Genomic DNA, 12,172 nt, shown 5'->3' with positions numbered 1-12,172 from the left:
GGGTTCGAGCAATTTCCGGAGAGTCGTGAGGAGCCGCGATGAGTACGACGGCGGGGCGGCTGCTCGCCCTCCTGGGCCTGCTGCAGTCCCGTGCCGAGTGGACCGGACCGGAGCTCGCGGCCCGGCTGGACGTCACCGACCGCACGGTGCGCAACGACATGGCCCGGCTGCGGGACCTTGGGTACCCGGTCGACGGCGTCCGCGGGCCGGGCGGCCGGTACCGGCTGGGCGTGGGCGGCAAGCTGCCCCCGCTGCTGCTCGACGACGAGGAGGCGGTGGCCATCGCGGTCGGGCTGCGGGCCGCGACCGTCGTGACGGGCATCGAGGAGAGCAGCGCCCGGGCGCTCGGCAAGCTGGAGCAGGTGCTGCCCGACCGGCTGCGCCGCCAGGTCGCCGCGCTGCGCTCCGCCACCAGCGCCGGTCCGGTGAACACGGACAGCAACGTGGAGGACCCCGCCGTCGACCCAGGCCTGCTCACCGAGCTGGCCGCCGCTATCCGCGACCACCAGGGGCTGCGTTGCTGGTACCGCGAGGAGCCGCACGAGGTGGAGCCGATCCGGCTCGTGGCCTGGCAGCGCCGGTGGTACCTCGTCGGGCGGGACGTCTCGTCGGGGGAGTGGCAGCCGTTCCGCGTGGACTGGCTGGAGCTGCGTACGCCGGGCGGACGGCGGTTCGTGCCCGCCGATCCTCCGTTCGACCTGACCGAGTTCGTGGTGCGCGAGGTCGCGCGTACGGGGTGGGCCGTACACGCCCGGATCCTGGTGCATGCGCCGGCGGACGAGGTGCTCGCCCGCATCAACCCGGCCGTCGGGACCGTCGAGCCGGCGGAGGACGGGACGAGTGTGCTCGTCACAGGCGGGGACAGCATCGAGACGGTAGCGGTGTGGATCGGCATGCTCGGGCTCGACTTCACGGTTCGGGAGCCGCAAGGCCTGGTCGACCACCTGGCGGAGCTGTCCCGGCGGTACGCGGCGGCGGTGCACGGGTGAAAACTTGACCGATTCCAGAAGGACCGACAGGGTGTGACCGTGGTTACGGCTTCGGAGGCGCAGCAGATGCTGCGGGGTGTGGGTCTGCGGGTGACGCGCCCCAGCGTGGCCGTTACCGACGCGACCGACACGTCCGGAAGGAACCCATGTCCGAGAACCAGGGAAACGTCTACCAGGCGAACGAAGAGGCTCCGGCCGGCGGCGGCTGCCCGGTCGTGCACGGTGCAGGCGCACGTGCGCCGCACCCGACCGCGGGCGGCGGAAACCGCCAGTGGTGGCCGAACCGGCTCAACGTCAAGATCCTCGCCAAGAACCCCGCTGTGGCGAACCCGCTGGGTGCGGAGTTCGACTACGCCGAGGAGTTCGGGAGCCTCGACCTGGCCGCGGTGAAGCAGGACATCGCCGATGTCCTCACGACGTCGCAGGACTGGTGGCCGGCGGACTTCGGGCACTACGGCCCCCTCATCATCCGAATGGCCTGGCACAGTGCGGGCACCTACCGCACGCACGACGGCCGCGGCGGCGGTGGTGCGGGTCAGCAGCGGTTCGCCCCGCTGAACAGTTGGCCGGACAACGCAAACCTCGACAAGGCGCGGCGTCTGCTGTGGCCGGTGAAGAAGAAGTACGGCCAGAAGATCTCCTGGGCCGACCTGATGATCCTGTCCGGGAACGTCGCGCTGGAGTCGATGGGCTTCAAGACCTTCGGCTTCGCCGGCGGTCGCGAGGACGTCTGGGAGCCGGACGAGGACGTGTACTGGGGCCCCGAGACCGGGTGGCTCGACGACGAGCGGTACAGCGGTGACCGCGAGCTGGAGAACCCGCTGGCAGCCGTGCAGATGGGCCTCATCTACGTGAACCCGGAGGGGCCGAACGGTAACCCGGACCCGCTGCTGGCCGCCCGCGACATCCGGGAGACATTCCGCCGCATGGCGATGAACGACGAGGAGACCGTCGCGCTGATCGCCGGTGGGCACAGCTTCGGCAAGACCCACGGCGCCGCGCCCGACCACCACGTGGGCCCGGAGCCCGAGGCGGGGGGCCTCCACGAGCAGGGCCTCGGCTGGAAGAACGCCTACGGCACCGGCCACGGCAGCCACACCATCACGAGCGGGCTCGAGGTCACCTGGACCAGCACGCCGACCCAGTGGGGCAACGGGTTCTTCCACAACCTGTTCGAGTACGAGTACGAGCTCACGCAGAGCCCGGCCGGCGCGAACCAGTGGGTCGCCAACGGCGGCGACGGAACCATCCCCGACGCGCACGACCCCTCGAAGAGCCACGCCCCGACGATGCTCACCACGGACCTGGCGCTGAAGCTGGACCCGGTCTACGAGCAGATCTCGCGGCGCTTCTACGAGAACCCTGACGAGCTCGCGGACGCGTTCGCGCGCGCCTGGTACAAGCTGACCCACCGCGACATGGGCCCCAAGGCCCGTTACCTCGGCCCGGAGGTGCCCGAGGAGACCCTGATCTGGCAGGACCCGCTGCCCGCGGCACCGGCCGAGGCGATCGGTGCCGCGGAGATCTCGACGCTGAAGGGCCTCATCGCCGGCTCCGGCCTGACCGTCTCGCAGCTCGTGTCCACGGCGTGGGCGTCGGCGGCGTCGTTCCGCGGCAGCGACAAGCGCGGCGGCGCGAACGGCGCGCGCATCCGGCTGGAGCCGCAGAAGGGCTGGGCGGTCAACAACCCCGACGAGCTCGCGCCCGTGCTGCGCACGCTGGAGGGCGTCCAGGAGAGCTTCAACGCATCCTCGGGGGTCCCGGTCTCGCTGGCGGACGTGATCGTGCTGGCGGGCGGCGTCGGCCTCGAACAGGCCGCGCAGGCGGGAGGCCTCGACATCGAGGTGCCGTTCACGCCCGGGCGCGTCGACGCCACCCAGGAGCAGACCGACGTGGAGTCGTTCGCCTGGCTCGAGCCGGCCGCGGACGGGTTCCGGAACTACGTCGGCAAGTCCAACGGCCTCCCCACCGAGTACCTGCTCCTCGACCGGGCGAACCTGCTGAACCTGAGCGCGCCGGAGATGACGGTGCTGGTCGGCGGTCTGCGCGTGCTGGGGGCAAACTTCGACGGGTCGTCGCTGGGCGTCCTCACGGAGAACCCCGGCTCGCTGACCAACGACTTCTTCGTCAACCTCCTCGACCTGGGCACCACCTGGACTGCCGCGTCCCCGGACCAGGAGATCTTCGAGGCGCGCGACGAGACCGGAGCGGCTCGGTGGACCGGTAGTCGGGCCGACCTGGTGTTCGGCTCGAACTCCGAGCTGCGCGCGCTCGCCGAGGTGTACGCGAGCGACGACGCGAAGGAGAAGTTCGTGACCGACTTCGTCCAGGCGTGGGCGAAGGTCATGGACCTTGACCGGTTCGACGTCGCCTGACGGCTGAGCTCAACGGCTTGGTCACCTCTGGCGTCGGCTACGGCCGGCGCCAGAGGCCTTTCAGCTCAGACCGCGACGACCTCGACGAGTTCTTCCAGGCCGACGAAGTCGTCAGGGTTGCGAGTGACGACAGCAAGATCCTCGGCGATCGCGACCGAGGCGATCAGTAGATCGGCCAGGCGACGGCGCGGCTTGCGCCCCTGGGCCACAACGGCGGCGTAAACCCTGGCGTAGCTACGTGCCGCCTCGAGATCGAATGGGATCGGGTCGAAGGCGGCCTCGGTCCTCTGCAGCCTGTCCTGGCGGCGCGCGCGCTCCGCTGCGTCCTTGGCAGCGGCCGGAGCTGCGGCCAGCTCTGCCAGCGTGATGGCGCAGATCGCGACCTCGACCGGTAGATCCTCGGCAGGGATGGTCTCAAGGTCGATCACGACGGACGTATCGAGCAGCCCGTTCGGGAGGCGCTCAGCCACGGGGCTCGATGTCCTGGTCCACGTACTCGTCGATGTCGTCCCGGACGGCGCTCCAGTCGAGGCTCGGTGCGTGCCGGAAAATCTCCACAGCCGCTTGCGCGGCAATGAATCGCTGGCGCCGCAGCGGACGCAGCTCGCCGACGGGGTGCCCGTTGCGGCTCACGATGAAGGTGCGGCCCTCATCGAGGGCACGCATGATGCGCCCGCTGTCGTTGCGCAGCTCTCGCTGGCTGATCTGTTCCGTCATGCATTCACCGTAGCATCGCGTGCTACACCAGGCCAGGAGTTGCGAACTCACGCGGAACACCCGCGCTGGCAACCGGGTGAACCCCCTCGCATTCCCGCCAATCCGCACCAGAACGTCCCTACACTCCGAGGGTGACCGCCGCGCTGCTTCTCACCGCCCTGCTCGCGCTGCTGGCGATCTTTCAGCTCGCGCTGGTCTTCGGCGCGCCGATCGGGCACTTCGCCTGGGGTGGGCAGCATCGGATCCTGCCGCGCCGGCTCAGGATCGGCAGCGCGGTGGCGATCCTCATCTACGCCGTCATCGCGTTTATCGCCCTCGACCGCGCTGGAACCGTCGAGGCGTTTCCCGGCGGATTCTCTATCGTGGGTATGTGGGTCGTGTTCGCCTACTTTGTGCTCGGCATCGGGCTGAACGCGATCTCACGGAGCAAGCCGGAGCGCTTCACGATGGTGCCGGTGACAGTAGTCCTGGCAGCACTGAGCCTCCCCATCGCACTGGGATAACCGGATAGGACCAGGCAAGACCCGAGGGTCGGAGGGTCATCGTGTCGAACGAGAGCAAGTCAGTCGAACGCAGGCCGGCTGAGGACAAGCCGGTGCGAGTGCCGCCGCGCTGGTTCGTCCGCACGGTGTGGGGGCTCCATCGCCGCCTGTACCGCTTCACCGGAGGCCGGCTCGGCCTCAAGCGTCCGAAGGCGAACAGCTGGGGAACGCTCCGACTGACCACCACCGGACGCCGCACCGGGTGCGAGCACAGCGTGATCCTCGCCTACATCGAGGACGGCCCGGACCTGATCTCGCTGGCGATGAACGGCTGGGTCGACGGAGAGCCGGCCTGGTGGCTCAACCTCCAGGCGCATGCCGAGGCCACGGTTGATCTCGTCGACGAGTCCCGCACCGTGCGGGGGCGGGCCGCACGGGGCGACGAGCGGACGCGCCTGTGGGCCAGATGGCACGAGGTCGACCACCACCTGGACGCCTACGCCGCGCTCCGGTCGACCGAGACCGCGGTAGTGGTCCTGGAGCCATGGACCGAGCCCCACGGCTTCGAAGACCACCGACTCCGAGCCAACGTCATAGCGTCGCCGTCGCGAGCGCCTCGTCCTCCCCGTCGAACCTGATCTCGATCCGGTCCATGTCTGTCAGCGGCACGGCCGACGAGGCGTCCAGATTCGGCTCCACACCACCCGACCAGGACCAGGTCGCCGCGACCGTGCGCCCGCCGTCCTGGCCCACCAGGACCAGCTCGTACTCGATCGGCTCCGGCGGCACGTACCCGCTGTCGGTCTGCTCCCCGGGCTTGCGCGGGTAGTGGCAGCGCCACTCGAGCTTCGTCCCGTAGTCGGTGGGAGTTGCGGTCACCTCGGCGCGCATGTCCGCCCCGTTCACGGGGCGCAGCTCGATGGTCCGGGCATCGGCCAAGGTGGCCGACGGCGGCGTCGTGCCCCCGACGTCCGGCGACCCGAACGGGCCACGGTCGGCGAAGACCGAACCACCGACCGCCCCCGCGACCACCAGGGCGCTCGCGGCCACGGCGCCCAGCGTCCGGCGTCGGAAGCGGGACCTGCGCGCCGCGCGAGCGAGGCTTGCGAGCGGGATCACCGGCGCCAGGTCACCCGGGCCGACGCCGGACCGGGCGGGCGCGTCGCCGTCACGCAGCTCGGCCGTCTCGGGCGGGTCCGCGACCAGCGCCTCCGCATGTGCGGCCGTGAGCGTGCTGAGCAGGCCGGGCATGCCGGCGAGCTCGGCCACGGCGGCGCGGCACGCGGGGCACTCGGCCAGGTGCCGCTCGTACGTGCGACGGTCGCTCGGGCTCAGGGCGCCGAGCACGTACGCCGCGTCCCACTCGGCGTACTGGTCGACACCGTGTCCATCTGCTGCCGGGTTCATGCCGTGACTCCTTTCTCCTGCAGCGCCAGGCGCAGCGCGCGGAGGCCGTAGTGCAGGCGCGACTTCACCGTCCCGGGCGCGATGCCCAGCTCGGTCGCGAGCTCGGCCACCGAGCGGCCGCCGTAGTAAGCGCCTACGACGACCGCCCGGTGCGCCGGCGAGAGCGAGACCAGCGCGTCGGCGACGAGCCACGAGTCGAGCACGGCCTGGGTCGTGTCGCGCTCCTCGCGGTCGGGCACGTGGCCGGTGACGCGCTCGCGGGTGCGCCGGGCGCTGCGGAGGTGGTCGACCGTGAGGTTCCGCGCGACCGTGAACAGCCAGGCGCGCACGGAATCCTCGGAGCGCTCGAGCACCTCGGGGTGGCGCCACGCGCGCAGGAGGGTCTCCTGCACGACGTCGCGCGCCTCCTCCTCGTCGCCCGTGCGGCGCACGACGTACCGGTACAGCGCACCGGCGTGCGTGTCGTGCACCGCCTCGAGGAGCTCATCCTCGGCGCCCACGAGCGGCTCCTCTCCTGGTCAACGTGCCGTCCTGCGGTCTTTACTGCTCGGGCTGCAGCTGCAGCGAGAACTCGATGCTGCCCTCATCCTCCACCGTCACGAAACCCAGCGACGGCGCTTCGACGCCGAAGTCGGCGAACGTGATCGGCACGCTGCCGATGACCTGCACGACGTCGCCGTTGGCCGCGTCTCCCGCGACCTCGGCGTCGACGGTGGCCGGCTGGGTGACACCGTGGACCGTGAGGTCGCCGGTCAGCTCGACCGTCGTGGCGCCCTCCTCGATCGTCGCCGGCTCCGTGAGCTCGAAGGTGGCGGTCGGGAACTCGCCGGCCTGCATCGCCTGGTCCCGGAAGTATGCGTCGCGGGCCGCCTCGTCGGTCGCCACGCTAGCGACGTCGACCTCGATGTTTGCCTCGCTGATGGTGCTGTCCGCGACCGTGACCGAGCCGGTGACGTCCTCGGTCCGGCCGGTGACCGTCACGTCCTGGCCCTGCAGCACCTCCTCGACGCGGTACCCCGCGAACGATCCCTCGCTCACGGTCCACGTGCCGGCGGCCGCCTCGGCGTCGTCCAGCGGAACTGCCGACTGCTCGAGGGCGGGTGCGTCCGCAGCCGCCTCGTTCGCCCAGTCCGCGTACAGGCCCGGCCCGAAGATCCCCGCCGCCGCACCGACCACGACCACCGCCGCACCGACGCCTACCGCCACCTTGGTCCCTCTGCGCACGTTCCGCCCCTCTCGTTCGCAGGCCGATCCGATGTCGGCCACTGTCCCTTACTACGGGTGAAGAGGGGAGTCGGTTCAATCGGGTCCGGGATTGGGTTGGGGAATGGGGGCGGGCTCGGTGAGTTCGGTCGGGTGGTGGGCCTGGCCGAGGGCGACGTCGTCGTGGCGGGCCACAGTGAACGTGCCCTCCGGGTAGCGGAGCCCCGAGAAGTACATGTTCGTGTGGGCGACGATCTGCTCGCCCGTGATTTTCACGCCGTCCCACTCGGTGTCAGTGGTGGTGTGGCCGTCGCTCACGAGCGTCACGTCGTAGCCGAGCGAGGCGGCGCGCTGGGTGGTGGTCCGGACGCAGAAGTCGGACTGCGCGCCGACGACCACCAGCCGCGTGGCGCCCAGCGAGTCGAGCACCTCGCGGAGCCCGGTCTCGGCGAACGCGTCGCGATACGCCTTGTGGACGAGCGGTTCGTCCGGCCGCGGCGTCAGGCCGTCGGCGAGGCCCCAGCCCGGAGTGCCCCGTTCGAGGTCTGGCGCGTGGTGCTGCACCCAGACAACGGGGGTTCCGGTGCTGCGGGCACGCTCGACGAGGGCGGCGGACCGGGCCACGACGCCATCGGCGTCGAAGCATCCGCGGACGACGCCGACCTGCAGGTCGATGACGAGGGCAACGGTGGTCATGGGCAGGGAACCTCTCTGAACTGGTTGGCTGGGCGGACCATGATGGGGCCAAGACCGATAAAATGGGCGGATGCGGATCGGGAGCATCAACGAGCTGTTCGACGAGCTGGACCGGGTGGTGGCGGAAAGCCGCCGGGGTGACGTGACGAGAGACGCGGCCGACTACTGGACTGCCATGCTCACGCGTGAGGGGCATCCGCTCAATTCCCGCCTCCCGGACGAGCCGCTCGTGGACTGGTACGACCGCGGCCTGCTCGGCGACCTGGATGGCGCCCGGGTGCTCGACGTCGGATGCGGCAACGGCCGCAACGGTGCCTGGCTGGCAGAGTGGGGCGCCGACGTCGTCGGCGTGGACCTGGCCGCTCCGCTGCTCGACGCCGTCCGACACGAGCTCCCGGAATCGATGAGCGTGACCGCGCTCGACGTGCTGCGCGACCCGCTGCCCGCCGGGCCGTTCGACCTCATCTACGACTCCGGCTGCTTCCACCACCTGGCGCCGCATCGGCGGATCACCTACCGGGAGCGGGTACTGCCGCTGCTCGCGCCGGGCGGGAAGTACGCGGTCGTCGCGTTCTCCCAGGAGCGCCAGCCGAGCCCGTCCGACGGCGAAGTGCTCACCAGCGGCGATCTGGGCGGAGGGATGTCGTTCCTGCTCGATGACCTGGAGCGGATCTTCGCACCGCTGCGTCCCCTCGACGTGCGGCCTGTGCGCGACGACGTCGCGGGCACGTTCGGTGCCGACTTCCTGAACGCCGGCCTCTTTACGGCTTGACGCCGGTCCGGCTCCAGGTTGAGGCGGAGGGCAGCCGTAGAGTCTGCGCATGTTCCGAACCCGAACGGTAGTCAGGGGAGTGGTCGCGCTCGCGGTGGTCGCAGCAGTGGGCCTATCGCTGCCCCTGCTGTCGCTGGCGACCGACGAGGCCGCCATGCCACCGGCGTCGTCCCTTCCTGCGCTGCCCGACGGCGCGCGGGTGACCGCCGAGGGCAAGGGCTGCGGTTCCGGGGGCTGCTGGCGGGAGCTGACGGTCGACGCTCCGGCTGGGATGTCTGGCGAGGAACTGGCGGCCGAGGTGCTGCCCGACGGCAGGGTGTGTGCCTTCCGGGGAGTGCTGGATCTGCGGCGCGTGTGCACTTGGGTGACAGATCACGTGCCGGGTGATGAGACCAGGTCGGCACGGTTCTCCATGCAGTACGAGCGGTGGCTGGACTCGTAACGGCCTAACAGGAGCGGGGCTCGTCACCACCGAAGGTGCCGGGTACGCCTGTCGATCGCGCTCCGGCCACGCGCCGAGGCCGCGGAGGTCCGAGGTCCTGGCGCGCCTCTTGACGGCGCCGGCCGGTGGTTACTGGCCTCTACGCGGCCAGCTCTGCCAGCAGACATTCCCGGAGCCGCACGAGCTCCTCGGCCGACATTTCGGGGCTGATCCCCTCAGTGAAGACGGTGGCGGCGGCGACCTCGCCGGCCAGCGGGTCTGCCACCCATTCGGCGATCCAGTCGTGGCCCTCGATGATCCAGTCCTTGCCCCTGCTCGCGATCGCGCGCTCACGCAGCACAGCAACGGAACGTTCAGGGTCGGGGCTGGGGAGCAGGTGGATGACGTCGGGGATCGGCGCCAGCGCCCGACGCACCTGATCGGCGCAGGCAGGGCTGGTGAAGCTGGTGTAGCCGGCGCCGAAGGCGATGACCGCGTCCGGGTGGTCTGCGACGGCTCGCTGCACGGCGTGCGCGCGGGCCGGTTCCCACTCGCGTTCCGCGGCGGCCCAGCCGACCGCCTGGTCGCGCTCGAGGAGCCGGTCCAGGCTCCAGCCGACCTCGGCGCAGTAGGACCAGGCGATGTCATCGATATCGACGAACGGGTGCCCGAGCCGCTCGGCGACAAGCGCACCGAGCGTCGACTTCCCGGCCGCGAGCGGGCCAACCAGAATCATGGACAGTGCTCCCGTCGGAGTGGGCGAAATGTCCGACAGTATCGCGCCGGCGGGTGTCAATCACACCGGCGTGGCGGCGTCCCGCGCCCGCGAACTGATCCTGGCGATGACGTCGTCGACCACCGGCGTGGCGATGCCGTGCGCCGCCGCCCGCCGGCTTACCGCCCCGCCGATGGCGTCGAGCTCGCCCGGCCTGCCTGCCTCGACGTCGGCCTGCAGCGAGGAACGCATCGGCGCAGGGAAGCCGCCCAGGATGCCGGCCAGGTCCTCACCTGTGGTCGGCACGCCCTCGGCGGTCGCGGTCGCCGCGATCTCGGCGAGCAGACCGCTCGTCAGCCGTGGATCGCGGGTCAGCGCGTCCCCGATGCCGGTCTCCCAGGTGGTCGTCAGCAGTGCGAGTGGCGCGAGGAAGCGGAGCTTCTTCCACAGCACCTCGGCGTCGGTCCCGCCGGTGTCAACCTCGATCGGCGTGCTTCGCAGTGCGGCGACGACGCCGAGCTCCGCGGCGTCGTCGGGCACGACCATCCGCAGGAGGTTTCCACGGTGGCGGACCAGGGCCGGGCCGAAGCCGCCCGCACCGGTGCGTAGCGTCTCGCCGGCAATGGTGGCGCCGACGACGCGCACGCCGGGCTGCGCAGCCCGCAGCACGTCGAGGTGGTCCAGGCCGTTGAGCAGGGACAACACCTCGGTGGGCGCGGCATCGGCGAGCAGCTTGGCGGCGTCCGCGACGCCCTCCGCCTTGACCGCCACGACGACCCGTGCACCGCGCGGGACCTCTGTCGCCGCGGCGAGCGGCGCGTGCCAGGTGCCGAACGCGTCGGTCTGCACGTCCAGGCCGTGCTCCGTGACCTGCCGGGCGGTCTTCTGCCGGGCGACCACGACGACGTCGTGCCCCGCCTGCTGGAGCATGGCGGCGACGAGGCCCCCGATCGCCCCGGGGCCGATGACTGCGATGAGGTTGTCAGACATGGGCCAATAGTAGGGAGCGGCCCAGCCTCAGGCGCGGGCCGTCCGCGCAACCTCCAGCAGGACGTCGACGAGCCGTTCGGCGGCGTCCGGACGTCCGTGCTCCCGGGCGGCGTGGGCCATGCGCGCGCGCCGCCCGTCGTCGGCCAGCAGCGGGCCGACAGCCTCCCGGAGGTCCGCCTCGGCGACGTCGCCCTCCAGGGTGACGGCCGCTCCCAGGTCCTGGAGCCGGCGAGCGTTGTGCGCCTGCTCGTTCCCTGCCGACGATGACAGCGGGAGCAGGATGGAGGGCTTGCCCAGCGCGGTCAGCTCGGCGATCGTCCCGGCACCGCTACGGGAGACGACGACGTCGGCCAGGGCGAGCACGTCCGGCAGCTCAGCGCCGAGGAACCCGAGCAACCGGTACCGAGCGGCGAGGTCCGCCGGGAGGGTGGCGGTCCGGTCGAACATCTCCTGCAGGTTGTTCGGCCCGCACTGGTGGATCACGTTCGCCCGCTGCAGCAGCCACGGCAGCGACTCGGCGATCAGCGTGTTGATCTGGACCGACCCCTGCGCCCCGCCCGTCACGTAGATGACCGGAAGGTTCGGGTCGAACGAGTCGAGGCCGAGCGCGTCGACGGCCTTGATCGCCTCCCCGGACATGACCTCGGCGCGAACCGGGTTTCCGGTCACCACGGCCCGCCCGACCAGGGAGGCCGGCAGCAGGTCCAGGGTCGAGGGGGAGGACACCGCGATGCGGGTCGCGCTGCGGGCGAGGGCACGGTTGGCCAGCCCCAGCCGCACGGTCTGCTCGTGCACCACGAGCGGGCGCCGCAGCAGGCCGGCGGCGAGCCCGATCGGGACGGCGACGTAGCCGCCGGTCGACAGGATCACGTCCGGCCGGAACTCGGCAACGATCGACCTGGCCTGCGCGACGCCGAGCGGCACGCGCGCCATGTCCTTCATGTTGGTGGCCGTGAGCATGCCCAGCGGGTTGCTCGCCCGGCGGAGCTTGCCTGTGGCGACCGGGGTGAACCGGATGCCTTCGGAGGCTGCGATCCGGGACTCCAGGCCGTCGGCGGTTCCTGCCCACAGGGCCCCTACCGGGGTGCCGGCATCGGCGAGCCTGGCCTGGAGCGTGCGAAGCGTGGTGAGCGCCGGGTAGGTGTGGCCCCCGGTCCCGCCGCCGGTGACGAGTAGACGGAACTCGCGCGGGTGTGAACTCACGAAGACATCTCCCTGGACGACGGGGGTGCGGGCGCGGGCCAACTGTAGAGGATCGATCGGGAGGTGGGGCCTCGCTGTTGTGGGCTGGTACGAGACGGCCCTTAACCGACATTTCACCCAAAGGCGCTATCGTCCGCGCTGTGAGGGAGAACCCGAGGCCAACACGCCACCTTGAGCACATCGAACCGGCACGGGTAGGCGC

Annotated in this window: 15 protein-coding genes; 6 read left to right on the top strand and 9 right to left on the bottom strand. The window is 71.1% G+C overall.

Annotated elements, in window-relative coordinates:
* The first annotated feature begins 38 nt into the window (after positions 1-38).
* Together IE250_RS04885 and katG are read left to right on the top strand one after the other, a co-directional pair.
* A complete protein-coding gene (locus IE250_RS04885; RefSeq protein ID WP_189668090.1) occupies positions 39-989 on the top strand; it encodes a helix-turn-helix transcriptional regulator in 951 nt (316 codons plus the stop codon).
* A gap of 146 nt (positions 990-1,135) precedes the next feature.
* Positions 1,136-3,364, top strand: a complete 2,229-nt coding sequence (gene katG / locus IE250_RS04880) for a catalase/peroxidase HPI (protein ID WP_189668089.1) — start codon at positions 1,136-1,138, stop codon at positions 3,362-3,364.
* 65 nt (positions 3,365-3,429) lie between these two features.
* Here the strand turns inward: katG and IE250_RS04875 are convergent, their stop codons facing one another.
* Both IE250_RS04875 and IE250_RS04870 read right to left on the bottom strand, forming a co-directional pair.
* Complete coding sequence (locus IE250_RS04875) at positions 3,430-3,834, bottom strand: type II toxin-antitoxin system VapC family toxin (protein WP_189668088.1); 405 nt, start codon at positions 3,832-3,834, stop codon at positions 3,430-3,432.
* Positions 3,827-4,081: a type II toxin-antitoxin system Phd/YefM family antitoxin gene (locus IE250_RS04870; protein ID WP_189668087.1), complete on the bottom strand. Its 255-nt coding sequence runs from the start codon at positions 4,079-4,081 to the stop codon at positions 3,827-3,829. Before IE250_RS04870 ends, IE250_RS04875 begins: the two co-directional genes overlap by 8 nt.
* Before the next feature lie 131 nt (positions 4,082-4,212).
* Between IE250_RS04870 and IE250_RS04865 the strand changes: the two genes are divergently transcribed.
* Positions 4,213-4,584, top strand: coding sequence for a hypothetical protein (locus tag IE250_RS04865; protein WP_189668086.1), 372 nt, complete (start codon positions 4,213-4,215; stop codon positions 4,582-4,584).
* A gap of 41 nt (positions 4,585-4,625) precedes the next feature.
* Positions 4,626-5,201 (top strand): nitroreductase/quinone reductase family protein, encoded by a 576-nt coding sequence (locus tag IE250_RS04860; protein WP_229872128.1) that lies wholly within the window; start codon positions 4,626-4,628, stop codon positions 5,199-5,201.
* Here IE250_RS04860 and IE250_RS04855 read toward each other — a convergent pair.
* The 4 genes from IE250_RS04855 to IE250_RS04840 all read right to left on the bottom strand — a co-directional run bounded on the left by IE250_RS04855 (position 5,155) and on the right by IE250_RS04840 (position 7,869).
* A complete protein-coding gene (locus IE250_RS04855; protein ID WP_189668085.1) occupies positions 5,155-5,970 on the bottom strand; it encodes an anti-sigma factor family protein in 816 nt (271 codons plus the stop codon). The genes IE250_RS04860 and IE250_RS04855 overlap by 47 nt on opposite strands.
* Positions 5,967-6,470 (bottom strand): sigma-70 family RNA polymerase sigma factor, encoded by a 504-nt coding sequence (locus IE250_RS04850; RefSeq protein WP_189668084.1) that lies wholly within the window; start codon positions 6,468-6,470, stop codon positions 5,967-5,969. Before IE250_RS04850 ends, IE250_RS04855 begins: the two co-directional genes overlap by 4 nt.
* Positions 6,471-6,510: 40 nt before the next feature.
* On the bottom strand, positions 6,511-7,194 hold the full coding sequence (locus IE250_RS04845) for a YceI family protein (protein ID WP_189668083.1): 684 nt from the start codon (positions 7,192-7,194) through the stop codon (positions 6,511-6,513).
* Positions 7,195-7,269: 75 nt separating this feature from the next.
* Positions 7,270-7,869, bottom strand: coding sequence for a cysteine hydrolase family protein (locus IE250_RS04840; protein WP_189668082.1), 600 nt, complete (start codon positions 7,867-7,869; stop codon positions 7,270-7,272).
* A 70-nt stretch (positions 7,870-7,939) separates the two neighbouring features.
* On the opposite strand from IE250_RS04840, the gene IE250_RS04835 reads away from it, so the two are divergent.
* Together IE250_RS04835 and IE250_RS04830 are read left to right on the top strand one after the other, a co-directional pair.
* The gene (locus tag IE250_RS04835) at positions 7,940-8,641 is read left to right on the top strand and encodes a class I SAM-dependent methyltransferase (RefSeq protein WP_189668081.1); all 702 of its coding nucleotides are present in this window, start codon (positions 7,940-7,942) and stop codon (positions 8,639-8,641) included.
* A gap of 49 nt (positions 8,642-8,690) precedes the next feature.
* The gene (locus IE250_RS04830) at positions 8,691-9,083 is read left to right on the top strand and encodes a hypothetical protein (protein ID WP_189668080.1); all 393 of its coding nucleotides are present in this window, start codon (positions 8,691-8,693) and stop codon (positions 9,081-9,083) included.
* Between the two features lie 139 nt (positions 9,084-9,222).
* On the opposite strand, the gene IE250_RS04825 is transcribed toward IE250_RS04830, so the two are convergent.
* The 3 genes from IE250_RS04825 to IE250_RS04815 are packed head-to-tail and all read right to left on the bottom strand — an operon-like array spanning position 9,223 to position 11,970.
* Positions 9,223-9,798, bottom strand: a complete 576-nt coding sequence (locus IE250_RS04825) for a shikimate kinase (RefSeq protein ID WP_189668079.1) — start codon at positions 9,796-9,798, stop codon at positions 9,223-9,225.
* A gap of 60 nt (positions 9,799-9,858) precedes the next feature.
* On the bottom strand, positions 9,859-10,767 hold the full coding sequence (locus tag IE250_RS04820; protein ID WP_189668078.1) for a ketopantoate reductase family protein: 909 nt from the start codon (positions 10,765-10,767) through the stop codon (positions 9,859-9,861).
* A gap of 27 nt (positions 10,768-10,794) precedes the next feature.
* Complete coding sequence (locus IE250_RS04815; RefSeq protein WP_189668077.1) at positions 10,795-11,970, bottom strand: UDP-N-acetylglucosamine--N-acetylmuramyl-(pentapeptide) pyrophosphoryl-undecaprenol N-acetylglucosamine transferase; 1,176 nt, start codon at positions 11,968-11,970, stop codon at positions 10,795-10,797.
* Positions 11,971-12,172: the final 202 nt, after the last annotated feature.

Source organism: Promicromonospora soli (assembly GCF_014653785.1).
Lineage (GTDB): Bacteria > Actinomycetota > Actinomycetes > Actinomycetales > Cellulomonadaceae > Promicromonospora > Promicromonospora soli.
Note: the sequence above shows the minus strand (reverse complement) of the source record. Positions and strands in the feature narration are given on the sequence as shown.